We start from the raw sequence: 22,650 nt of genomic DNA, 5'->3' as shown, positions 1-22,650 counted from the left end.
GCCCGTTAATCGTAACACCCTATACCTCCCCTGGTCGTGGGGCGCATCCAATGGAGCGCTGTGACTAAGCCCACGCGACGGCGTTATGCGGGTGGAGACTTTCTAAATGACGCACATAAACACTTGCATGCCGATAGTCTCCGATCACTGCTTCAATACGCCGTGCGGCATCCTCGACAAACATCAGATTTTGTCCGTTGAGTGCTGCAAAGGCTTGCTCGTCAACACGCTTCACCGCCGTTTGCACCGGTGTATTGATCGCGGCCTCGACCCGCTCGATCAGCGCCAATAACCCAAGATCGATTGCATCACCTTCAATCTCCGCCGAGACATGGGCCTCGCTGCGCTGGCTGTGAGGGGTCGCTAGTGAGGCATTATCCCTGAGCCAGGTTGCAACATCATCCGGCGCAACATTGGCCTGCCTGTCAAACGCCTTGAGAAACGCTTGCTCAACCACCTGTCGTGACAGCGCGGCCGAGCATGGGCAGGTTGAGGAATAGCTAATGTTGACCTTGATCAGGCAGCTAAACACACCATCCATCAGAGCCGTGTCGATCTTGATCGGGTAAGACTTCCAGCCGGAAAGACCTTCCGTCAGAAGCGCGGATCGGCGCACGAGCAGATCGGTGGAGATGCGCAGGCGTGCATTACGGCTTCCGCAATCTTTCTGACTCTCGATCATCTTTTCGAGCAGTTGTTTAAGCGCGCCGGGGGTTAAAGCCCCGTTCTGGGAAATCGTGTCGAGCAACCGGTAGAGCCGGGACATATGTATGCCCTTGACCTCTGGTTTTGGCATATCGACCTGGACATCCACCCTGGCGTGGTGTTCACGCCTGTATCCGGCCTCGGCAATCTCAATTGGCAGGTCAATTCCCTGCATGCCAACCCACTCCAATGGGCTGTTGCCGGGTGCGGTTTCGGAGAATGAAACGTCGGGAAGTTCTGCAGTCATAATCGGTTCCGGTGATGCGTTTGTTTTGTGATCCGTGTGCGGAATTTCATGTCGCACGGCAAAGTCCGGAGGGCTCAAACTGTCTTTGTTGCCCAGTTGTGGGAAAGCCTGTCGCTTTGTCTGCGTCAGGGTGTTGATTCCATATGCTGATGACGCTCTTGCAGGCTGGTGCTTTCCTTGCCCTGCGCTTGTCGGGTTCGAAAATCGGCACTGAGATCGGCAAGAGTCACTTCACTGAAGCGTTGCAGCATGAGCGCCTCGACCGCTTCGAAGGTATCGGCCAAGGACGAATTCACGGCCTGCTCCATTACACAATCAGGCGCGTTTCTGCGGTTCCGCATGGCAATGATTGCCGGCTGGCCGAGTGCAAAATAGATATCTTTTAGTGTAGTGCGAGCGCAGTCGCATGTGATTGTCCAGCCACCACCGTTTCCGCGTTCTGCGCGCACATATCCCCGCTCACGTAACCCGGCCATCGTGCGCCGTATTGCTGCTGGATTAGTATTCATCGCACGCGCCAGGGCCTCTGAGGTGTGAGGCCCGGGGGCTTCGGCCATGTGCAAGAGGACATGGAGGATTCCGGACAGGCGGCTATCTTGGCTCATTTGTAACTAATTATGTTACAATAAATGGAGCGTCAAGATTACCGCCTGCTGTTCTCTTGTTTTCGATCATGAGAGATCGGTGAGTACGGCTGTTTAGGCTGCCTCCGTCCGGGCCCAGCGGGGAAAGGGATCGGTGAGGGAAGAGAGTGACGCGAGGTCGGCTGGATCTTGACAGATCTCTTCCGGAACCAGGCAGGCATCAAGTTGCTCCTTCAGCATCGCCCAGTCGATTCCGGTACCGATGAAGACGATCTCCTGGCGCCGGTCGCCAAAGGGTTCGGACCAGTTTTCCCGGATGTAATTTCGGAAGGGTGCACTCTCCGGCCAGCGTTTTTTCGGGACCGATGCCCACCAGGTACCGAGCGGGGATGTGCTCGAAAGGGCGCCGGCGAGCGAGAATTCAGCCAGCCAGTCCGGCCGCGTGGCGATCCAGAAATGACCTTTGGCACGTATCACGCCCGGCAGCGGACCGTTCAGCAGTTCGTGGATTTCGCTTGGGTCGAACGGCCGTCGCGCCCGGTAGACAAAGGAGGCAATGCCATATTCTTCGGATTCCGGAACATGGTCGGCGAAACCATAAAGCTCCTTGGCCCAGAGCGGATGATCCTGTGCCTTTTCGAAATCGAATAGGCCGGTATCGAGGATATCTTCCGGTGCAACGTTCGCGAAATCAGTCTCGATCAGCCGCGCATCGACATTAAGGCTCCGTACGATCTGGCGCGTCGCTCTGAGCCCATCCGGCCCGGCGTCGTGGACTTTGTTGATGACGATCACATCCGCGAATTCGATCTGGTCCGTCAGCAAGTGAACGAGGGTCCGTTCGTCCTCCTCTCCAAGTACTTCACCTCGGTCGGCGAGTGCATCGTGGCTGGCGAAATCCTTGGGCAGGTTAACGGCATCGACAACCGTGACCATTGTGTCGAGCCGGGAAATGTCGGAGAGGCTTTGTCCGGACTCGTCGCGGAAATCGAAGGTGGTCGCAACGGGTAGCGGCTCTGAAATGCCGGTGGATTCGATCAGGAGATAGTCGAACCGTCCTGCTTCAGCGAGTTTCCGAACCTCAAGCAGCAGATCGTCCCTCAGCGTGCAGCAGATGCAGCCGTTCGACATTTCCACCAGCGTTTCTTCGGTATGGCTGAGCTCGGCGCCACCCTCCCGCACCAGATCCGCATCGATATTCACCTCTGACATATCGTTGACGATCACAGCGACGCGGCGGCCCTCGCGGTTGTTCAGGACGCGGTTCATCAGCGTAGTCTTGCCGGCGCCGAGAAAGCCGGAAAGCACCGTCACGGGAAGACGGGTGTCGGGCACGGGAATCTCCAATATGTTATGTTATAATATAACATTATCAATTTCACGACTTGTGCGCAACCCGATACTTCGCGGTTGCGGGTTCCCCGTACCGTTCTGAGGCGTGGAAACGTATGCTGATCGCGTTTACTGTTCTCCGGTACCTTCCTCGTTTTCTCAAACCATACGGGATGGAAGCCGATGAGCAGGATGGCGGAAATCGACGCCAGCTCCTTATTTTCCCGCTGGATCACGGATCTTAATGCGGCGCTGTCGGCACCCGGATCCGGCGCTCTGACGGCGTGTTTCGATGTGGAGGCGCGCTGGCGTGACGTGCTGATCCTGTCGGGACGGCAGAGAACGATCCCCGGCGCCGAAGCAATCGCAGAAAGGCTGCTTTTCGAAGCGGCCAGTTCCGGTCTTGGGGCATTCTCGATTGCCGAAGGCCGTGCCGCTCCCCGGATTGTCGAGCGGGCCGGAACATCCGTGATCGAAGGAATTCTCTCCTTCGAAACGGCGAAGGGAATAGGCGTCGGTCTGGTTCGGTTGACATATTCAAGTGACCGGCCGCGCGCCTGGGTCTTTATGACGGCGCTGGAAGACCTGAAGGGGTTCGAGGAGGCGCGCTTGTTCGAACAGCGGGACGAACCCGCCTTCAATCCGGCATTCCATGGCCCCAACTGGGCTGACAAGCGTGCGGAGGAACGGGCCTATACGGGCCGTGACCCGGAGGTGTTGATCGTCGGCGGCGGCCATGCCGGGCTGACGGCGGCGGCCCGGTTGAACCGGCTGGATGTAGACACGCTCGTCGTCGACCGGATGAAGCGGGCCGGGGATAACTGGCGGCTGCGCTATCACGGCCTGAAGCTGCACAATTACATCCACAGCAACCATCTGCCCTACATGCCCTTCCCGGAGGGCTGGCCAACCTATATTCCCAAGGACCGCATCGCCAACTGGCTCGAGTCTTACGTCGACGCGATGGACATCAATTTCTGGACCGAAACCAGTTTCGAAGGCGCGGAATACGACGCGGATGCCGGATGCTGGATCGCCCGGCTGAAACTGGTCGACGGATCGGTGCGGGAAATGCGCCCTCGCCATATCGTCATGGCAACCAGTGTCAGCGGCACGCCGAACATTCCTGTCATCCCGACCCTCGATCAATTCAGCGGGCCGGTGCTGCATTCCAGCCAGTTCACGGCAGGCGCTGACTGGGCCGGCAAGCGGGTCACCGTGATCGGCACTGGTACCAGTGCGCACGACATCTCGCAGGATCTGGAAGGTAATGGCGCGGAGGTCACCATCGTGCAGCGCAGCCCGACCTTGATCGTCAATATCGAGCCGAGCGCGCAGCTCTATGACGGCATTTACTGGGGTGAGGGGCCGAGCTGGGAAGACCGCGACCTGATCAATCTCGCGACCCCCTTCGACATGATCCGCACCGCCCACAAGATCATTACCGACAAGGTGAAGGAGATCGACAAGCCGCTTCTTGATGGTCTGGAGAAGGTCGGCTTCCGGCTTGATTTCGGTGAGGGCGGCACCGGCTGGCCATTGAAATACCGGACCCGTGGCGGCGGTTATTATTTCAATGTCGGCGCCTCCGACCTGATGGCGGCGGGCCGGATCGGCCTGATCCAGCACAGCGACATCGACCATTTTGAAGCGGGCGGTCTGCGCATGAAAGACGGCGCGCGGCGGTTGGCGGACCTGATCGTGCTCGCCACTGGCTACAAGGGCCAGGACCACATGACCCGTGTGCTGTTCGGCGACACGGTGGCAGACCGGATCGGCACGGTCTGGGATATCGACCCTGAGATCCAGGAATTGAACAACATGTGGACCCCGACCCCGCAGCCCGGCCTCTGGTACACCGGCGGCAGCTTCGCGCAGGCGCGGATCTATTCGAAGTTCCTGGCGCGGGCGATCAAGGCGGAGCTGGTGGCATGATCGGCGGTTGAGTAGCTTGCCGCTTGTTCAGTTCGCTCTTCTGGTTAACTGACTGTCATCAGTTAACGCCTTCAAAAATATAGCCGTTTTCATCTTTTCTGTTGATCTGTGTCAAAGCCGCCAGCGAAGGCGGGGCGCAATTTGCCGCCATCATTATTGATACAAGAGGACGGACTGATGACATTCTCCGGGAAATTGATGGCGGCGGCAGCCACATTTGCTTTACTGGGCTCACTCATGACTGTCAGCGGTGCGGCACAGGCCCGGTCTGACGAATACAAACCCAAGCAGGCTGGTGACATCGTTATCCGTGCCCGTGGCATCGCCATGGTTCCGGATGAAGAGACGTCTTCCAATCAGCTTACGACCGGCGGTGGCGAGCTGAACAATGACTATGTTCCGGAGGTCGATTTTTCCTACTTCATCACGGATAACATCGCGGTGGAACTGATCGCGGCAACGACCAAGCATGATCTGAAGTGGCAAAACCCGGACGTCGATCTCGGCTCCGTCATGCTGCTGCCGCCGACCCTGACGCTGCAATACCACTTCATGCCCAAAGAGCGCTTCAGCCCGTATCTGGGTGCCGGTATCAACTATACTTTTTTCTATGACGAGAAGCCCGGTGCGGCGCAGTCGATCTCTTACGACGATGGCTTCGGCTACGCACTTCAGGCTGGTTTCGACTACGCGATCTCCGGCCCGTGGTCTCTGAACGTCGACGTCAAGAAAGTGTTTCTCAATACCACGATCACGACGAATGTCGGCAGTGGCCCGATCAATGTCGACGCGGACCTCGATCCGTGGGTGTTCGGTATCGGTGTCGGTTATCGTTTCTGATTGAGGCGCAGCCGCTTGATACGAAAACGGCCCTGCCAAGCAGGGCCGTTTTTATGTTCAGGGAGGCCGCGCTGCTTAAGCCGCCAGATCCTCACCAGCCAAAGCGCGTCCGATCAGCGTTACCGTTTCATCCCGTCCGTAGAGAGCGATGAAGCTGCCGAAGCGCGGGCCCTGGTCCTGGCCGAGCAGGACCTGGTAGAGCGCCTTGAACCAGTCGCGCAGGTTCTCGAAATCGTGGCGTTTGCCGACTTCATAGACCTGTGTCTGGATCGTCTCCGCATCGGCGTCTGCGGCGAGGGCTTGCAGCTCACCGACCAGATCCTCGAACGCGGCGCGTTCCATCTCAGATGGCGCGCGGTAGGTTTTGTTCGGCCGGGCGAAGTCCTGATAGTAATTCACCGCATAGCCAGCCATTCGGTCCAGAGCCGGGTGGCTTTCCGCTGTTGCGCCCGGCGCGTAACGGGCGATATAGCCCCAGAGGACAGAGGTGTCCTCCGCATGGCAGACCGATGCGAGGTTCAGCAGCAGGCCAAAGCTCAGCGGCACCTTCTCCTCGTTTCCGCGCCCGCGTCCCTGGGTGATGTGCCAGGCCGGGTTCTCGACCTTCTTGGCCTCGTCACTCTCGCCTTCCAGCTTGTCGAGAAACTGGAAATACTCGTCCGTGTTCTTCGGGATGACGTCGAAATAGAGCCGCTTCGCCCTTTTGGGCTGCTGGTACATGAACAGCGACAGGCTTTCCGGTGAGCCGTAGCGCAACCAGTCCTCTACGGACAGGCCATTGCCCTTCGACTTGGAAATCTTGCCGCCTTCCTCGTCGAGGAACAGCTCGTAGCTCAGGCTTTCCGGCGGCTTCGAGCCGAGGGTGCGGCAGATCTTGGATGACTGCTTGACGCTGTCGATCAGATCCTTGCCGGACATCTCGTAGTCGACGCCGAGCGCGTGCCAGCGCATGGCCCAGTCGCACTTCCACTGCAGCTTGCAATGCCCGCCGGTGACCGGCACCTCGACCTTGCCGCCGCCGTTCGGGTCTTCATAGATCACGGTGCCCGCATCAGTGTTGCGCTCGCTGATCGCGACCTGCAGGACGTTGCCTGTGGTCGGGCAAACCGGCAGGAAAGGTGAGTATGTCGCCTGACGCTCCTTGCCGAGGGTGGGCAGCATGATGGCCATGATCTCGTCATAGCGCTGCAGGGTTTCGAGCAGCGCCTTGTCGAACATGCCGCTCTTGTAGCATTCGGTCGAGGACAGGAACTCGTACTCGAAGCCGAAGCTGTCGAGGAATTCCATCAGCCGGTTGTTGTTGTGTGCGCCAAAGCTCTCATGCGTGCCGAAGGGATCGGGCACCTGGGTCAGCGGCTTGTTCAGATATTCCGCCAGCATTTCCTGGTTCGGCAGATTGGTTGGAACCTTGCGGAAGCCGTCCATATCGTCCGAGAAGGCGACCAGCTTGGTCGGCACGTCAGGCATGAGCTGCTCGAAGGCGCGGCGGACCATGGTTGTGCGGAACACTTCGCCGAAGGTACCAATATGCGGCAGGCCGGACGGGCCGTAGCCGGTCTCCAGCACAACATGACCTTTTTCCGGTTTTTTGCCCCCGATCCGCGCAACGATCTTTCGCGCTTCCTCGAACGGCCAGGCACGGGCGTTCTCGGCGATCTCGGTCGGGATAAGGGAGGTCATGTGTTTGATCCTTAGCTTGCGATAGTGCGCGGGAAGCTAGGGCGGTGCGTAGAGAAGGTCAACGATTCCCGGCACTCCACAGATGCATGACCGGTATCAAATACAGGCCCGGCTCCCGGATTGGGAGGTTGTTAGATCGGCGAAGTGACAAACTGCATTTCAGGCAATAGAAGTTAGCGATAAAGATTCTGTCCCATTCAGGACGGCGCCGGGGTCTGTGGCCCTTTCAAATATATCAAGGAAGATGAGATGACGGTCGGCCTCTGGCGTTCCGCTTTGGTGCTTGGATTGCTGTCTTTGGTCGGGCCGTTTGCGATCGACATGTATTTGCCGGCCATGCCGGAGATCGTTGTGGATCTTGCTGTTGACGAAACGGCGATCCAGGCGACGATTACGGCCTATTTCATTGGTTTTGGTCTGGCACAGATGCTCTATGGGCCGTGGTCGGATCAGGCCGGGCGGAAACTGCCGATCTATGTCGGGTTGGTGGTTTTCATTGTCGGTGCCGTTGGTGCCGCACTGGCCGGAACGGCGGTGGAGCTGACTGGCTGGCGGTTCCTTCAGGGATTAGGCGGCGCCGCGCTCATGGTGTTGCCGCGCGCCATCATCCGGGACCTGCATACCGGCCCGACGGCGACCAAGCTGATGGCGCTGATCATGCTGGTAATCTCGATCTCGCCGATGCTGGCGCCGCTGGCGGGCAGTGTCGTCGTGCCGGTTTTCGGCTGGCGGGCGATCTTCTTCATTCTCTGCGGCGGCGCCCTTCTGAGCCTGTTGTTGGCGGGAACGACGCTGCCGGAGACCCTGGCGAGGTCTGACCGGGTACCGTTTAATTTTCGGGCGTTGTTAATGGGAATGCGCACGCTCATCCTTGACCGGCAGTTCCTGGCGCTGACCTTCGTGGGCGCTTTCGGGATGGCAAGTTTCTTTGTCTTCATTGCCTCGGCCGCTTTTGTCTATCGCGATCAGTATGGCCTTGGCCCGACTGAGTTCGCGCTGGCCTTCGCCGTGAATGCTATTGGCTTCTTTGCCGCGTGCCAACTTGCCGGGCCACTGGCGGAGCGGTTTGGCCTGACTGTCGTGATCCGCCTGGGGGCGGCTTTCTTCGCCGCATCCGCGTCTATCCTGCTTGTCCTTCTGCTGACGACGGAAACACATTTGTTCGTGCTGATCGGATTTCTGCTGTGCGCGAATGCAGGCTTTGGTCTGGCCTTGCCGACGACGATGGTCATGGCGCTGGACGAACATGGCGCGATTGCCGGACTTGCCTCCTCCTTCGGGGGAACCTTGCAAATGCTGACAGGCGGTCTGATGATCGTTGCTACAGGACCGTTCTTTGACGGAACGGCCATCCCGATGGTCGCCGTGATCGCGATTTGTGCGTGTGCTTCCTTCGTGCTCACACTGGTTGTCCGTACGCGGCTCTGATCGAAACACTTCCTAGAACGCGCCATTGTGCGGAAGGACGGATCGAAAATGCCTGTATGTCTGCTTGTTGGCGCCGGTCCCGGGGTCGGTGAAGCCATTGCCAGGCGATTTACCTCTGGTGGTTACTCTGTCGGCTTGATCTCGCGCGATGCCGCCAAGCTGGAAGCGATGGCGGGCCGGTTGTCCGAAGCAGACGCCACTGTTGCCTGGCATGCCGCTGATGCGGGCGATGCTGTTGCTCTCGAAGGCGCGCTGATGGCTTTAACGGATTCGCTCGGCCCGTGCGATACCCTGATCTACAACGCCGCCGTTCTGAAGCCCGCGACGGTTTTGGAGCTGGAGACGGACCGGATCGAAGCCGAGCTGTCGGTCAATCTGTTGGGCGCGCACCGTGCGGCAAAGCGCGTCGCGCCGGGGATGGTCGAGCGGGGCAGGGGCGCGATCCTCTTTACCGGTGGTGGTCTGGCGCTGGAGCCATTTCCGGAATGGACCTCGCTTGCGCTCGGCAAGGCGGCGCTGCGTAGCCTCTCGCTCTCGTTCTACAAGGAACTCGCACCGCAAGGCGTGCATGTCTCGGTGATTGCGATCTGCGGGATCGTGGCGCCGGGCGGCCCGTTCGATCCGGAGCGCATTGCGGCCGAATATTGGCGTCTCGCCACAGTGCCCGGCGGTATCGAGGACAGGGAGGTGATCTTGCAACCGACCGGTACCGATCCGTTCTATAACGATCCGGAGCGGCGGTATGCGGAGACATCGAGATTGCCTGAGCATGCCCGCTGACGAGCAGGCAGATATGCGTGGCTCACAGACCGCTTGATTCTCCCGTTCCCGCTCTGTATAAACCCGCCTCCCCATGAGCAATCTTGGGGCAGCGCCGCGTCATGGCTTGTAGGGCATGCCAGACCGGCAGGTAGTAACCGCTAAAACGGAGATCGAAATGCCCAAGATGAAGACCAAGAGCGGCGCCAAGAAGCGGTTCCGGCTCACGGGCAGCGGTAAGGTGCGTGGTAACGTCGCCTACAAGCGCCACCAGCTGTCTAACAAATCCCAGAAGATGAAGCGCAAGGCTCGGGGGACGATGATCCTGTCCGATGCCGATGCGAAGATCGTCAAACAATTCCTTCCGTACGCTTAAGAAAGGGCACCAGAGATGGCACGTGTAAAACGGGGCGTCACGGCTCACGCCCGTCATAAGAAAGTCACGGACAAGACCAAAGGCTATTACGGCCGCCGGAAGAACGTCTTCCGCGTTGCTGTACAGGCGATGGAGAAGGCGGCTCAGTACGCCTATCGCGATCGTCGGGTCCGCAAGCGCGACTTCCGCGCTCTCTGGATCCAGCGTATCAATGCCGGTGCGCGCAGCTACGGTCTGACCTATTCGAAGTTCATGAATGGTCTGAAGAAGGCCGGTATCGAGCTCGACCGCAAGGTGCTCTCGGATCTCGCGATCCACGAGCCGGCGGCGTTTAAAAGCCTGGTCGATCAAGCCCAGGCCGCGCTCGGAACTGCCGACTAATACGAGGCCTGCCGGATCATCCGGCAGCCTATCGGTAAAAGAGTTGAAAAGGGGTCTGGCCTTAGCCGGGCCCCTTTTGCTTTGAGGAACCCGCGCTGGACCGGAACCGGCACCGATTTGGGGTGAAAAGAACATGCAGGACGTTGAAACACTGAGAGCGGAACTTGCCGCCGCCGTAGATGGCGCGGGAGATCTTGGCGCACTCGAAGAGCTCCGTGTCGGCGCTCTTGGCAAGAAAGGCCGCATCACCGGCCTGATGAAGCAGCTCGGCGGTCTCGATCCGGAGCAGCGCAAGGAAGCCGGGCAGGCCCTGAACCGTCTGAAGGACGAGATCCAGGCCGCCATCGAGGCGCGCAAGACCGGGTTTGAGGATGCGGCGCTCGATACCCGGCTGCTGGCCGAGAGGATCGACGTCTCCCTGCCAGCCCGCCCCGAGGCGACCGGCCGGGTTCACCCGCTCACCCAGACCACCGAAGAGCTGATCCAGATCTTCGCAGAGATGGGCTTCTCCGTTGCCGAAGGGCCGCATATCGAGAGCGATTATTACAACTTCACCGCGCTCAATATTCCGCCCGAGCATCCGGCCCGTCAGGAACTCGATACTTTCTATCTGCCGCCGGACGAGAGCGGCACGCCGCGCGTCCTGCGCACCCATACCTCTCCAGTGCAGATCCGTACCATGGAGAAAAAGACCCCGCCGATCCGGATCATCTGCCCGGGCCGGACCTTCCGCTCGGATCACGACGCCACGCACTCCCCGATGTTCCATCAGGTCGAGGGGCTGGTGATCGACAAGAGTACCCATATGGGCCACCTGAAGGGCTGCCTGATCGATTTTTGCCGCGCCTTCTTCGGCGTCGACGATCTGCCAGTGCGCTTCCGGCCGTCCTACTTCCCGTTCACGGAGCCATCGGCAGAGGTCGATATCGGCTGCACCCGCAAGGGCGGCGAGTTCAAGATCGGCGCTGGCGACGACTGGCTGGAGATCCTTGGCTGCGGCATGGTGCACCCGAAGGTACTGGAATATTGCGGCATCGACTCGACCGAATATCAGGGCTTCGCTTTCGGCATGGGGATCGAGCGGATCGCAATGCTGAAATACGGTATCCCCGATCTGCGCCCGTTCTATGACAGCGACCTGCGCTGGCTGAAGCATTACGGCTTCATGCCCTTCGATGTTCCCAATCTGGCCGGAGGGCTCAACCGATGAAGTTCTCTCTGTCCTGGCTGAAAGAACATCTCGAGACCGACGCCACGCTCGAGCAGATCTGCGACACGCTGCCGATGCTCGGGCTTGAGGTCGAGGAGCTGATCAATCCGGCTGAAAAGCTGTCCCCCTTCACCATCGCCCATGTCATCGAGGCTGTGCAGCATCCGAATGCGGACCGGCTGCGCGTCTGCAAGGTCGATACCGGCACGGAGACCATTCAGGTGGTCTGCGGCGCCCCGAACGCGCGCACGGGCATGAAGGGCGTCTTCGCCCCGTCCGGTAGCCATGTTCCGGGCACCGGAGTCGATCTGAAGAAGGGCGTCATTCGGGGCGAGGAGAGCAATGGCATGCTCTGCTCCGAGCGCGAGCTGGGCCTTTCCGATGAGCATGATGGCATCATCGATCTGGCCGAAGACGCGCCGGTCGGTATGTCCTATGCCGAATATGCCGGGATGGACGATCCGGTGATCGATATTGCCATCACGCCGGACCGGGCGGATTGCCTCGGCGTGCGCGGTATCGCCCGTGATCTCGCCGCCGCCGGTCTCGGCACCCTGAAGCCGCTCGATACGAGCGAAGTCAAAGGCACCTTCGCAAGCCCGATTACCTGGGATGTGGACGTGCCGGAGCCGTCGCTGGTGCCCTATGTGGTTGGCCGCTACTTCAAAGGTGTGAAGAACGGCCCGAGTCCGAAATGGATGCAGGACCGGCTCGTTGCCGTAGGCCTGCGCCCGATCTCTGCCCTGGTCGATATCACCAACTACATGATGCTCGATGTCGGCCGTCCGCTGCATGCCTATGACGCGGACAAGCTCTCCGGCGGCGCCATCCGCATCCGGCTTTCCAAGGCGGGTGAGAGCTATGAAGCGCTGAACGAAAAGACCTACACTTTCGAGGACGGCATGCTGGTGCTCGGCGACGAGAACGGCATCGACGACATGGCCGGGATCATGGGCGGCGAACGCACTGGCTGCGGCGACGAGACCGTGAACATGTATCTCGAGGTCGCGATCTTCGATCCAATTTCGGTCGCGATGACGGGCCGGAAGTTGAACGTGCTGAGCGATGCCCGTTACCGTTTTGAGCGCGGCCTCGACCCGACCGGCCCGACCTGGGGCGTGCATCTGGCCTCAAAGCTGGTGCTGGATATCTGTGGCGGCGAGGCGAGCGAGCTTGTCGTGCATGGCCAGGAAGAGGACTGGCAGCGCACCATCACGCTGCGTCACTCCCGGATCAAGGGCCTCGCGGGCATCGATGTTCCGGAAGAACGCGCAAAGGACATCCTGACGCGGCTCGGCTTCGAAGTCTCCGGCAGTGGTGAGGCGATCAGCTCGGTCATGCCACCTTGGCGTTATCGCGATGTCGAGGGCGAGGCCTGCCTCGTTGAGGAAATCATCCGGATCAACGGCTATGACGAGATCCCGGTGGTCTCTCTGGAAACCGGCCATGTCGTGCCCGAACCGGCGCTGAGCAAGGCGCAGGTCCGCGAAGGCACATCCAAGCGCCTGCTGGCCTCCCGGGGCATGATGGAGGCGGTGACCTTCTCCTTCCTGTCACAGGAAGAAGCCGAACTCTTCGGCGGCGGCGCCGACGAGCTGAAGCTGGTCAACCCGATCTCCAGCGAGCTGGATGTGATGCGCCCCTCGGTCTTGCCGAACCTGATCGCGGCCGCTGTCCGGGGCGCGAATATGGGCATTGGAGATGCGTCCCTGTTCGAGGTCGGCCCGCAATATGCGGACGCGACGCCGAAGGGCCAGTCCACGGTGGTGGCTGGCCTGCGCACGGGTCGTACCGGCCCGAAGGACTGGGCAGGCTCGACCCGTGCCGTCGATGCCTTCGATGCCAAGGCGGACGTTATGGCACTGTTGGAAGCTTTGGATGCGCCGGCGGGTAATCTGCAGGTCTCGACCGATGCACCTGCCTGGTATCATCCGGGCCGCTCCGGCGCGCTGCGCCTCGGCCCGAACGTGCTGGCGACTTTCGGGGAGCTTCATCCCAAGGTGCTGAAGGCGATGGACCTGAAAGGCCCGGCGGTGGCCTTCGAGATTTTCCTCGCCAAGGTGCCGACGCCGAAAGCCAAGGGTCCGGCCAAGCCGTTCCTGAAGCTCTCCCCGTTCCAGCCGCTGACCCGTGACTTCGCCTTCGTGGTGGAGAAGGACGTGCCGGCGGAAAAACTGGTCAGGGCGGCAGCCGGTGCCGACAAGGCGCTGATCGCTGGCGTGCATCTGTTCGATGAATATCAGGGCAAGGGACTGGAGGAGACGGAGAAATCCATCGCCCTCCAGGTCACCCTGCAACCGGTCGATGCGACCCTGACGGAAGAGCAGATCGGGGATGTAACCCGAAAGATCGTCGCCCAGGTCGAGAAGGCCACGGGTGGACGCATTCGGGGCTGAGAACAGCTTTCAACTGAATACAAAAAGGCCGGGCTTATGCCCGGCCTTTTTGTGTAGCCAGTCTTTCAACCGCCGCAGGGCAGTCTTACGCGCTGACTGTATCGGCTGTTTCTTGAGGAACTTTTTCGTCCGCGATCTGCTCGGGCGGGCTTTCGGCCTGCGCGTCGGTTTTTTCGATCTTTGGCGCTGTGTCGAGCGGTTTGGCCAAAGTCGGACCCTTTGCCTTCACACCGCCCGTGAACATAGCGGTTTCGAGCATAAGCTCGCACTTTTGTTTGAATTCCCGAGATGCCTTGTACTTCATGGCACCGGACAGCTTTGTCCGCGCTTCCTTGATCTTCTCCGACCGTTTTTGATGATCGTCTTCCATGGCTGCATCAATCGCGGCTTTTGCTGCGAGAGCGGTAGCCTTCATGTAGGCGTTGAGCATCATTTTATTGACGCCAGCGCGTGCGAGCTTTTCGAAGTCTTTTGGTAGTTTGGGATTTTTCAATATCTCGATCAGGTATTTAGACACTTCCTCGCAACGATCGGAAAGACCAATTTCTGCCAGTTTTTTCATTTGCAGGAGCGCGCTTTCGATGGTGATCTTCATCTCGTCTATGAGACGTTGCTCAGCTTCATCTTCAGCGCTTAAATTTTCTTTTGATTCAGGCAATTTTAATTTTATCCTCCTTAATATTTAATTCTATCTAATTAGTTTTCAGATATTTTACTATTCTGGAGTCTGAAATCCAGAAAAAAATAATATGTATTTTATTTTTTATTTGATATTTTTCTAATCGTTTTGAGAAATATTAATAGGCATCAATTATTTATTTATTGGGTCGGTGAAATTCGTGTTAACGGAAATATTTTCGATCTTAGTCTGCGGCTATTACTGTCTTTAGTTGCGGGTCTTGCTGTCGGGGACAGATAACTGATCCCAGACGTCGCTACATCATCCCGTTTCCAGCTTGGGTTTGATGATGACGAAGTTTGCGCAATTGGTCTAAGCATGTCGTGCGGAATTAAGGCGTCTAAATCGCCAATACGGGTTTTGCGCAATTCTCCACTGGTGGAGTGTTGTCGAGCGGTTTTGCTTTTGTGGGACCCTTTGCCCTTATGCCGCCGGAAAATAGCGCTGTCTCCAGCATGCGTTCACACTTTCGCTGGAAGCTCTTCGGTGCCTTGTATCTCATGGCACCAGATAAGTTTTCGCGTGCTTCCTTGATTTTCTTTGTTCGCCGGTCGATCTCGTCTTCCAGGCCAGCCTCAATCGCGGCCATCGACGCTTCGGCTGTTACCTTCATGTATGCGTGCATCATCAGGGCATCTAGGGCACCGGTGGTCTCGTCGGTATAAGCGTTCGGCAGTTTTGCGCTCCTGATCACTTCTTTCAGGCTTGTAGCTGAAGCCTCGCAGCGGCGGGTGAGACCGCTTTCCGCTTGTTTCTTGATCTGGAACAGAGCTCCGTTGACCGCTGGTGCCAACTCATGGATCCGGCGGATCGCCGCATCATCCTCGACAGTTCTGGTTTCCGTGTTACCGAACATCGGCAGCCTCCAACTTTCTGTTGATGGTGCATGATTAATGATCGGTAAATATTAAAATGCTTTTTATGTAATTGCTACATAAAATTACAAAATCAGGTAAAACTGGCGGATTTCAAGCAAAAAATAGCCTATCAATATTTTTGTCGCAAAGAAATTGGCTACACGACTGTCCGGCGTTCCTTGGAATCAGCATGTGCGTACGGTCGATTTCCGAGCACTAAGCGCCAACAGGTTTAGCATAGTTCTGGAGCGACTTTCCCGCTTTGGCTTTCGGCGAGGAGTCGATCGATTTGGCGCGGTTTTCTACCTTCGGTGCTGTGTCACGTGGTTTCGCCTTTGTGGGGCCCTTTGCTTTCACTCCGCCGGAGAACAAGGCGACTTCAAGCATACGCTCGCACTGCAATTTGAAATCTTTGGGAGCCTTGTATTTGATGGCGCCTGACAATTTCTCGCGCGCCTCCTTGATCTTCGCCGAACGCGTTTCAAGATCATCGGCCATGGCAGCGTCAATAGCCGCCTTGGAGGCGAGAGCGGTAGCCTTCATGTAAGCGTGCAAAAGTAACGCGTCAGAACCGTCACGAATTTGTTTGACGAATTCTTTCGGCAATTTCGGGTTCTTGAGCATTTCTGTCAAACGTTTGGCGCTGGCTTCGCATCGGTCCGTCAGAGCAGCCTGCGCCTGTTTTTTCATCTGCATTAATGCGGCCTCGATCGATGCCTTAAGTGCCTCGATCTGGCGCTGTTTTGCTTCTTCCTCGGCGCTTTTATCTTTTCCAAAACCGAACATGAGCGTTTCCTATCCTCGCTTCTATGGAGGAGCCGTGTTTATGCGTAGATATAATAGTGTGATTTTTGAAAGTATCCATAAAAAAGAAATTTGAATACTTGAGTGTTTGCGGGAAATTTTTATTGGATTTAGTGTTTTTGATTTCTAATTTTAAAATAATGTCCGGATTGTTTCGCCTGAGTTGAAAAATGGAAATTGGTCAGCTCAAATAGTGTTTGGGTCGATCCACTCGCTGTAAAATCTCGAATGCGACGGGATTTTCTCACTCGTGTGGTTCGAGATCAGCCTGGCAATCGTATAAGCCTTCAAATAGTCGAAAGCGGCTTTCCGATCTACGGAAGGGGCCCTTGGCAAAAGCGTTGTTCGGGAGTGTTCGTGTGACAGGGAGCTAAGCCTCAGATCCAGCCTTGTAGCTCTCGCGTCACCACGGCTTCAATCGCCTTCATCCCGTCATCGCTATCGTTCAGGCACGGGATGTAGGTGAAATTATCGCCACCTGCCTCGGCAAAAGTTTCCCGAATACCGATATTGATCTCCTCCAGTGTCTCGACGCAGTCGGAGGAGAAGCCTGGACAGATAATGGCAAGGTTCTTCACACCCTTGGTTGGCAGGTCCTCGACCGTGTCCTGCAGGTACGGTTTCAGCCACTCTTCCTTACCGAAGCGGGACTGGAAAGCGACCATCATCTTGTCATTGGCCCAGCCAAGTTTCTCCCGGACCAGCCGAGTGGTCTTGAAGCAATGGCAGTGATACGGATCCCCATTCAGGAAGTAGCGTTCTGGCAACCCGTGATAGGAGGTGATGAGTAAGTCGGGAGTCCAGTCGAGACCCGCTAGGTGAGTCTTGATTGAGTTGGCGAGGCCGTCGACATAGGCCGGCTCGTCATGATAGGCGGGAGCGGACCGGACGGCCGGCTGCCAGCGCAGCTTCATGAGTGCCTCAAAGGCCTTGTCGTAGGCCGTAGCAGTCGTGCTGGCAGCATATTGCGGGTAGAGCGCGACCAACAGGATACGCTCGCAGCCCTTGTCCTTCAGTTCCCGGATCTTGCTCTCGGTGCTCGGATTGCCATAGCGCATACCCCAATCGACAACCACGTTTGGGTATTTGTCCGCGAACATGTCGGACAGTTTGTTCGATTGGTTTCGGGTATAGAGGCGCAGTGGTGACTCGTTCGTTTCCTTGATCCAGATCTGCTCATATGCATGACCGGTCTTGGCTGGCCGGGTCGGCAGAATGAACAGATTGAGGATGATCTGCCACAGCAGCGGATTGACTTCGATAACCCGTTCGTCCGAGAGAAATTCTCTCAGGTATCGCCGTATGGACTTCGTATCCGTCGCGTCCGGCGTGCCAAGATTCAGCAGCAAAACACCGATCTTCTCGGCAGGCAGAGTGGGATGGTCGGAGGGAAGTTGTCTGGGGGCGAGGGCCATGATGTGGTCCGTTGTTATTCCTGGAACGGTCCCAACATAGGACGCATGGAGCCGGAAACCAGTCCTGTTTCATCCCTAAATGCCAAGGCCCCGCCAGAGCGGGGCCATCGGACCATATGGGCGACGGGATGTCGCGAAGAGAAGCGCGGTTAGCGGGGCGCGATGACCATGATCATCTGCCGGCCTTCCATCTTCGGATAGGACTCTACCTTGGCCGCTTCTTCCATCTCGTCGCGGACCCGGTTCAGCACGTTCATACCGAGGTCCTGATGCGCCATCTCACGGCCACGGAAACGCAGGGTGACCTTCACCTTGTCGCCTTCGCCGATGAATTTACGCACGTTCTTCATCTTTACCTCGAAATCATGCGCGTCGATGTTCGGACGCAGTTTGATCTCTTTGATCTCGATGACTTTCTGCTTTTTCTTGGCTTCGTTCTTTTTCTTCTGAGCTTCGTACTTGAACTTGCCGTAATCGAGGATCTTGCAGACGGGCGGGTCGGCGTTCGGCGAGACTTCCACGAGGTCGAGGCCAAATTCCTCAGCCTTCAGAATGCCTTCGCGAACAGTCAGCACACCAAGCATTTCACCTTCGGGATCAATGCAGCGGACTTTTTCAGCGAGAATATCACGGTTCACCCGCGGGCCATCCTTGGCCGGCGGTTGATTGAATGGTGGTCTGGCGATCTATCGCCTCCTTCGTTATCTGTTTCTGGTGTGTGGGCAGGAGCCGGTCCGGATCAGATGTGATCCGGAGCCAGAGCCTCTTCCTTAAGTCTAGTAATGGCGTCGTCGAGTGCAAGCACTTCTTGCGCTTTTCCGCCGAGTCGTCGCAACGCGACCTTGCCTTCTTCCGCCTCGCGGCGGCCAACAACAAGGATTGCCGGGATCTTGGCTTCGCTGTGCTCGCGGATCTTGTAGTTGATTTTCTCGTTCCGGCGATCCATCCCGACCCGCAGACCGGCGGCCTTGAATTTCTCCATCACCTCCGCCGCATACTCATCCGCATCGTTGGTGATCGTGGCGACCACCCCTTGTACAGGGGCGAGCCAGAGCGGGAAGCGGCCAGCATATTGCTCAATAATGATACCGATCCAACGCTCCAATGAACCCAGAATCGCCCTGTGCAGCATGACCGGGCGCTTTCGGCTGCTGTCCTCGGCGATATAGGTGGCGTCTAGCCGCTCCGGTAAGACAAAATCGACCTGCAGCGTACCGCACTGCCAGTCCCGGCCGATCGCGTCGGTCAGCACGAATTCCAGTTTGGGGCCATAGAAGGCGCCTTCGCCCGGGTTGAGCGTTGTCTTGAGACCCGCTGCGTCACAAGCATCGCTCAGCGACTTCTCAGCCTTGTCCCAGGTCGAGTCATCGCCTGCGCGGACTTCCGGGCGATCGGAGAATTTCACCCGCACGTCTGTAAATCCGAAGTCTTTGTAAACCGCCGAAAGCAGTTCACAGAATTTTACGCTTTCTTCTGTGATCTGATCCTCGGTGCAGAAAATGTGAGCGTCGTCTTGGGTAAAGGCGCGCACCCGCATGATGCCGTGCAGTGCGCCCGAGGGCTCATTGCGATGACAGGCGCCAAACTCGGACAGCCGATACGGCAGGTCGCGGTAGCTCTTCAGACCCTGCTTGAAGATTTGTACATGGCCCGGGCAGTTCATTGGTTTTAGCGCGAGAACCTTGTCGTCCTCGGCATTGGCCGTGAACATGTTCTCGCGGAACTTGTCCCAATGTCCGGAGGCTTCCCAAAGGGCGCGATCAATCAGCTGTGGTGTCCTTATTTCCTGATACCCGGCCCGGTCGAGCTTCTTGCGCATGTGGTTCTCTATGATCTGATAGAGCGTCCAGCCATGTGGGTGCCAGAAGACTGAGCCAACCGCCTCTTCCTGCACATGGAAGAGGTTCAATTCGCGGCCGAGCTTGCGGTGGTCGCGCTTCTCTGCCTCTTCCAGCATGTGCAGATGGGCATCGAGCTGCTTCTGGTCCGGCCAGGCCGTGCCGTAGATGCGCTGGAGCTGCGGCCTGTTGCTGTCGCCGCGCCAATAGGCGCCAGCCACACTCATCAGCTTGAAGGCGTGACCGGTATATTTCGTCGATGGCATGTGCGGGCCACGGCAGAGATCGAGAAAGTCACCCTGTCGATAGAAGCTGATGGTCTCGCCCGAGGGTATTGTCTCGACCAGCTCCACTTTGAAGGGCTCGTGTACCTTCTTGTAGTGCAGGGCGGCTTCGTCCCGGTCCCATTCCTCGCGGGTGATGGTCTCATCGCGATCAACGATCTCATGCATCCGCTTTTCGATCTTTTCCAGATCGTCCGGCGTGAAATGCTCCTCGCGGAAGAAATCGTAATAGAAGCCATTCTCGATGGAGGGCCCGATAGTGACCTGTGTCTCGGGATACAGCTCCAGCACGGCCTCGGCCATGATGTGCGCGCAATCGTGCCGGATCAGATCAAGCGCTTCCTGGTCCTTCTTGGTGACAAGGGCGACCTGACTGTCTTCGGCGATGGGCAGGCTGAGATCGCTGAGCGCACCGTTGATGCGGATGGCGATCGCGGCTTTGGCAAGGCCAGGGCCGATATCGGCTGCTATTTCCGCGCCGGAAACGGGGGCATCGAAGGAACGGACGGAGCCGTCGGGTAGTGTAATGGCAGGCATGATGTTTGACCCATTTGAGGGAGAGATTTCGTGACAGATTTTTCGCAAGGCCTTGGGACGGGAGGATTCCCGATCCGTATGCCGTCCCGGCCGGCCAGGCCGAAACGGCTAACTAGTCACGATTGTCTGGGTCGGATGCCACATGGGTCCGTGAAATCTGCCGTTGCGCTTGGGTGGCTGTGTAGCGCCAGAACCGCCTTGCCGCAAGGAAAGACTAAGCTTTGGGCTGGATGCGTCGCTTTTTCTCGATCTCATCCCATACGCTTTCGGCAGCAAGGTCGTTTAGATTTTCTTCAACCAGCAGGCTGACATTCTCTCCGCGAGGGGCTGCTTTATCCGGGAAGCTTTTGGTCGAGAAGATCGCGATGGTCGGGCAACCCGAGAGCGCGGCCATATGCATCGGGCCGGTATCGTTGCCGATGGTAATGCAAGCCGCCCGGGCCAATGCCGGGATATCGTAAAGCGTAGTTTTGCCGGAGAGATCCCGTGCTTCCGGGCAAGTCTCCGTGATTATCCGGATAGCGTCCTGATCTTCCTTGCCGCCCATTAGCACCGGCGTGATTCCCGCCTTGTGCAGGCGTTGTGCAATTGCGCCATAAGAGAGGGCGGGCCAGCGTTTTATCGCCATTTTCAGCGACGAGCCCGGGATCAGCAGAGCGAAATTTTCCGGCAGATCGAACTGCCGAATTTCACTGTCCATGAAGGCGAGATCAGACGGTCGAACATCCGTGATCCCGGCTATTTCGAGTTGGGTCCGCTGCCGGTCCTGGGTATGGGTCAAGGTCGGGCGTTTGTAATGGTGATAATGGCTGCAACCGGGGACGATGCCGGACCACTCGGGTTTCGGGCCCGGCCAGAACAGCCGGTAATAAAATCCGGTCCGGTCCGATGTCTGCAGGTCGTATACCCGATCGAATGCTGCGCCGGTTAGTCTGGCGCGCAGGGAAAGCACTGCCGGTAAATTGAAGAGTTTGGGCTCTCTGTCGGTCCATACGCTGTCGAACAGTCCGCTGCGTTCGCCGAGCTCGGCATAGGCTGAGCGCGTCAGAAGGGTGATTTCTGCCTCAGGGTGATGACGGCGGATCGCCTGCATCGGGCCGAGCGCGTAGATAAAATCACCGAGCGCGCCGAGCTTGATGACCAGGAGGCGCCGGTGTTCCTGGCTTGCGCCAGTTGCAGCTTCCGAATTATCCGGCATTTGGCGAGAGCGGCAGGACTTCTTGATAAACAGAAAGGGTGCGGGCGCACATGTCGCTGGTCGTGTAGTTCTCGCGGACATGCGCAACGGCTGTCTTGGTAACCACGGCCCGCTGTGCGGCCGTAAGTGCGAGTGCGGTGCGAATTCCTTCCGCGAGCGCTTCTGCATCGTTCGGTTTGACCAGGAAACCTGTCTGTCCCGGAAGCACGGATTCTCGGGCGCCGCCATGATCTGTCGCGACAATGGGTCGGCCCATGGCTTGAGCCTCAATCATCACCCGGCCGAATGGTTCGGGGTCAATGGACGCGGATACCACAACGTCGGCGATCTGATAGACGCAGGGCATATCCACAACAGCACCGGAGAACATGACCGATGCGTTGAGGCCGGCCCTGGCAATTTTCTGCTCAAGTTCCGCCTTGTAGCTCTCTTTGCCTTCATATGATCCAGCCATAATGCAGTGGATCGGCTGATCGCCTAGTTTGGACAGCGCATCGATCAGGATGTCATGCCCCTTCCAGCGCGTGATCCGGCCGGGCATGACGATAACCGGCACACCGTCTGGCAGACGCCACTCGCGGCTGAGCTTGATCATCCGCTCGGCGGAGACTGCGTCAGGATTGAACAGGTCGACATTTACCCCGCGCGGGATGATCCGCAGCTTGTCGCTGCCGGTGCCGAAGCGAGTTTCGATCTCGTGCGCGACGAAATGTGAGATGGCAATCACTCTGTCACCTCGCACCATCACCGAATTATAAAGCTTTTTCAGTGGGTTGGTGTCCGGGAAGCGACCGTGAAACGTGGTGACGAACGGTATCTTGTTCTTGCGCGCCGCGCGCCAGGCAATCCAGGCCGGCATGCGCGAGCGAGCGTGGACGATGTCAACGTTTTCCTGATGGATGACATCGACCAGCCAGTCGAAATTCTGCCGCCAACTGAGCGGGTTCTTTGAGCCGAGAGGGTGTTGGATGTGACGCGCGCCGACTCGGGTCAGGTCATGTACCATCGGCCCGCCTGCGGAAATCACCAGAGCGTCCCAGCCCGCTTCGACAAGCGCGCGCGCGACGTCAATGGTGCCGCGCTCCACACCGCCGGACACCAGGGCGGGAAGAATCTGCAGCACGACCGGCTTCTTGTCTTCGGGTGGTCGGCGGAACATATCGTA

At 58.1% G+C, this 22,650-nt stretch carries 20 protein-coding genes; 8 read left to right on the top strand and 12 right to left on the bottom strand.

Going from position 1 to position 22,650, the window contains the following annotated elements:
- Window positions 1–64: 64 nt before the first annotated feature.
- From folE2 to ABJ076_RS21895, 3 genes are all read right to left on the bottom strand, one after another.
- On the bottom strand, window positions 65–952 hold the full coding sequence (gene folE2, locus ABJ076_RS21905) for a GTP cyclohydrolase FolE2 (protein ID WP_348195047.1): 888 nt from the start codon (window positions 950–952) through the stop codon (window positions 65–67).
- A 125-nt stretch (window positions 953–1,077) separates the two neighbouring features.
- Window positions 1,078–1,557: an Rrf2 family transcriptional regulator gene (locus ABJ076_RS21900; protein ID WP_348195046.1), complete on the bottom strand. Its 480-nt coding sequence runs from the start codon at window positions 1,555–1,557 to the stop codon at window positions 1,078–1,080.
- 93 nt (window positions 1,558–1,650) lie between these two features.
- Entirely contained in the window at window positions 1,651–2,871 is a 1,221-nt protein-coding gene (locus tag ABJ076_RS21895; protein WP_348195044.1) for a GTP-binding protein, read from the bottom strand.
- 180 nt (window positions 2,872–3,051) lie between these two features.
- Between ABJ076_RS21895 and ABJ076_RS21890 the strand changes: the two genes are divergently transcribed.
- A complete protein-coding gene (locus ABJ076_RS21890; protein ID WP_348195042.1) occupies window positions 3,052–4,803 on the top strand; it encodes an NAD(P)/FAD-dependent oxidoreductase in 1,752 nt (583 codons plus the stop codon).
- A gap of 177 nt (window positions 4,804–4,980) precedes the next feature.
- Complete coding sequence (locus ABJ076_RS21885; protein WP_348195039.1) at window positions 4,981–5,643, top strand: OmpW family outer membrane protein; 663 nt, start codon at window positions 4,981–4,983, stop codon at window positions 5,641–5,643.
- Window positions 5,644–5,718: 75 nt separating this feature from the next.
- Here the strand turns inward: ABJ076_RS21885 and ABJ076_RS21880 are convergent, their stop codons facing one another.
- A complete protein-coding gene (locus ABJ076_RS21880) occupies window positions 5,719–7,323 on the bottom strand; it encodes a lysine--tRNA ligase (RefSeq protein ID WP_348195037.1) in 1,605 nt (534 codons plus the stop codon).
- 249 nt (window positions 7,324–7,572) lie between these two features.
- Between ABJ076_RS21880 and ABJ076_RS21875 the strand changes: the two genes are divergently transcribed.
- The 6 genes from ABJ076_RS21875 (at window position 7,573) to pheT (ending at window position 13,873) form a co-directional block, all read left to right on the top strand.
- The gene (locus tag ABJ076_RS21875; protein ID WP_348195035.1) at window positions 7,573–8,751 is read left to right on the top strand and encodes a multidrug effflux MFS transporter; all 1,179 of its coding nucleotides are present in this window, start codon (window positions 7,573–7,575) and stop codon (window positions 8,749–8,751) included.
- A gap of 48 nt (window positions 8,752–8,799) precedes the next feature.
- Window positions 8,800–9,531 (top strand): SDR family NAD(P)-dependent oxidoreductase, encoded by a 732-nt coding sequence (locus ABJ076_RS21870; protein WP_348195033.1) that lies wholly within the window; start codon window positions 8,800–8,802, stop codon window positions 9,529–9,531.
- Window positions 9,532–9,688: 157 nt separating this feature from the next.
- Window positions 9,689–9,886, top strand: a complete 198-nt coding sequence (gene rpmI / locus ABJ076_RS21865) for a 50S ribosomal protein L35 (RefSeq protein ID WP_028467118.1) — start codon at window positions 9,689–9,691, stop codon at window positions 9,884–9,886.
- 15 nt (window positions 9,887–9,901) lie between these two features.
- Complete coding sequence (gene rplT / locus ABJ076_RS21860) at window positions 9,902–10,267, top strand: 50S ribosomal protein L20 (RefSeq protein ID WP_193172694.1); 366 nt, start codon at window positions 9,902–9,904, stop codon at window positions 10,265–10,267.
- Between the two features lie 133 nt (window positions 10,268–10,400).
- Complete coding sequence (gene pheS / locus ABJ076_RS21855; protein ID WP_348195030.1) at window positions 10,401–11,477, top strand: phenylalanine--tRNA ligase subunit alpha; 1,077 nt, start codon at window positions 10,401–10,403, stop codon at window positions 11,475–11,477.
- Entirely contained in the window at window positions 11,474–13,873 is a 2,400-nt protein-coding gene (gene pheT, locus ABJ076_RS21850) for a phenylalanine--tRNA ligase subunit beta (RefSeq protein WP_348195028.1), read from the top strand. The genes pheS and pheT overlap by 4 nt, the downstream gene beginning before the upstream one ends.
- An 85-nt stretch (window positions 13,874–13,958) precedes the next feature.
- Here pheT and ABJ076_RS21845 read toward each other — a convergent pair whose 3' ends face one another.
- From ABJ076_RS21845 to ABJ076_RS21810, 8 genes are all read right to left on the bottom strand, one after another.
- Complete coding sequence (locus ABJ076_RS21845; RefSeq protein ID WP_348195026.1) at window positions 13,959–14,531, bottom strand: hypothetical protein; 573 nt, start codon at window positions 14,529–14,531, stop codon at window positions 13,959–13,961.
- A gap of 361 nt (window positions 14,532–14,892) precedes the next feature.
- Window positions 14,893–15,408 carry a hypothetical protein gene (locus ABJ076_RS21840; RefSeq protein WP_348195023.1) on the bottom strand — a complete coding sequence of 172 codons (516 nt, stop codon included), beginning with the start codon at window positions 15,406–15,408 and terminating at the stop codon, window positions 14,893–14,895.
- Between the two features lie 217 nt (window positions 15,409–15,625).
- Window positions 15,626–16,195 carry a hypothetical protein gene (locus ABJ076_RS21835; protein WP_348195021.1) on the bottom strand — a complete coding sequence of 190 codons (570 nt, stop codon included), beginning with the start codon at window positions 16,193–16,195 and terminating at the stop codon, window positions 15,626–15,628.
- A gap of 395 nt (window positions 16,196–16,590) precedes the next feature.
- On the bottom strand, window positions 16,591–17,628 hold the full coding sequence (gene hemH / locus ABJ076_RS21830; protein WP_348195018.1) for a ferrochelatase: 1,038 nt from the start codon (window positions 17,626–17,628) through the stop codon (window positions 16,591–16,593).
- A gap of 149 nt (window positions 17,629–17,777) precedes the next feature.
- Window positions 17,778–18,266, bottom strand: coding sequence for a translation initiation factor IF-3 (infC, locus tag ABJ076_RS21825; protein WP_319025097.1), 489 nt, complete (start codon window positions 18,264–18,266; stop codon window positions 17,778–17,780).
- Between the two features lie 101 nt (window positions 18,267–18,367).
- Window positions 18,368–20,287 (bottom strand): threonine--tRNA ligase, encoded by a 1,920-nt coding sequence (gene thrS / locus ABJ076_RS21820; protein ID WP_348195015.1) that lies wholly within the window; start codon window positions 20,285–20,287, stop codon window positions 18,368–18,370.
- 214 nt (window positions 20,288–20,501) lie between these two features.
- On the bottom strand, window positions 20,502–21,485 hold the full coding sequence (locus ABJ076_RS21815; RefSeq protein ID WP_348195013.1) for a glycosyltransferase family 9 protein: 984 nt from the start codon (window positions 21,483–21,485) through the stop codon (window positions 20,502–20,504).
- Window positions 21,475–22,644 carry a glycosyltransferase family 4 protein gene (locus ABJ076_RS21810; protein WP_348195011.1) on the bottom strand — a complete coding sequence of 390 codons (1,170 nt, stop codon included), beginning with the start codon at window positions 22,642–22,644 and terminating at the stop codon, window positions 21,475–21,477. Before ABJ076_RS21810 ends, ABJ076_RS21815 begins: the two co-directional genes overlap by 11 nt.
- Between the last annotated feature and the right edge of the window lie 6 nt (window positions 22,645–22,650).

The sequence above is a fragment of the Nisaea sp. genome, assembly GCF_039990255.1.
In the GTDB taxonomy this organism is placed as follows: Bacteria; Pseudomonadota; Alphaproteobacteria; order Thalassobaculales; family Thalassobaculaceae; genus Nisaea.
The sequence above is the reverse complement of the archived record's forward strand: the minus strand, read 5'-3'. Positions and strand labels throughout refer to the sequence as shown.

Bases quoted from the DNA above. Each gene is read 5' to 3' on its own strand.
- hemH (WP_348195018.1), bottom strand. From the start codon at position 17,628: ATGGCCCTCGCCCCCAGACAACTTCCCTCCGACCATCCCACTCTGCCT.
- folE2 (WP_348195047.1), bottom strand. From the start codon at position 952: ATGACTGCAGAACTTCCCGACGTTTCATTCTCCGAAACCGCACCCGGC.
- ABJ076_RS21880 (WP_348195037.1), bottom strand. From the start codon at position 7,323: ATGACCTCCCTTATCCCGACCGAGATCGCCGAGAACGCCCGTGCCTGG.
- ABJ076_RS21870 (WP_348195033.1), top strand. From the start codon at position 8,800: ATGCCTGTATGTCTGCTTGTTGGCGCCGGTCCCGGGGTCGGTGAAGCC.
- pheT (WP_348195028.1), top strand. From the start codon at position 11,474: ATGAAGTTCTCTCTGTCCTGGCTGAAAGAACATCTCGAGACCGACGCC.
- ABJ076_RS21815 (WP_348195013.1), bottom strand. From the start codon at position 21,485: ATGCCGGATAATTCGGAAGCTGCAACTGGCGCAAGCCAGGAACACCGG.
- ABJ076_RS21840 (WP_348195023.1), bottom strand. From the start codon at position 15,408: ATGTTCGGTAACACGGAAACCAGAACTGTCGAGGATGATGCGGCGATC.
- thrS (WP_348195015.1), bottom strand. From the start codon at position 20,287: ATGCCTGCCATTACACTACCCGACGGCTCCGTCCGTTCCTTCGATGCC.
- pheS (WP_348195030.1), top strand. From the start codon at position 10,401: ATGCAGGACGTTGAAACACTGAGAGCGGAACTTGCCGCCGCCGTAGAT.
- ABJ076_RS21900 (WP_348195046.1), bottom strand. From the start codon at position 1,557: ATGAGCCAAGATAGCCGCCTGTCCGGAATCCTCCATGTCCTCTTGCAC.
- ABJ076_RS21810 (WP_348195011.1), bottom strand. From the start codon at position 22,644: ATGTTCCGCCGACCACCCGAAGACAAGAAGCCGGTCGTGCTGCAGATT.
- ABJ076_RS21890 (WP_348195042.1), top strand. From the start codon at position 3,052: ATGAGCAGGATGGCGGAAATCGACGCCAGCTCCTTATTTTCCCGCTGG.
- ABJ076_RS21875 (WP_348195035.1), top strand. From the start codon at position 7,573: ATGACGGTCGGCCTCTGGCGTTCCGCTTTGGTGCTTGGATTGCTGTCT.
- ABJ076_RS21885 (WP_348195039.1), top strand. From the start codon at position 4,981: ATGACATTCTCCGGGAAATTGATGGCGGCGGCAGCCACATTTGCTTTA.
- rpmI (WP_028467118.1), top strand. From the start codon at position 9,689: ATGCCCAAGATGAAGACCAAGAGCGGCGCCAAGAAGCGGTTCCGGCTC.
- rplT (WP_193172694.1), top strand. From the start codon at position 9,902: ATGGCACGTGTAAAACGGGGCGTCACGGCTCACGCCCGTCATAAGAAA.
- ABJ076_RS21835 (WP_348195021.1), bottom strand. From the start codon at position 16,195: ATGTTCGGTTTTGGAAAAGATAAAAGCGCCGAGGAAGAAGCAAAACAG.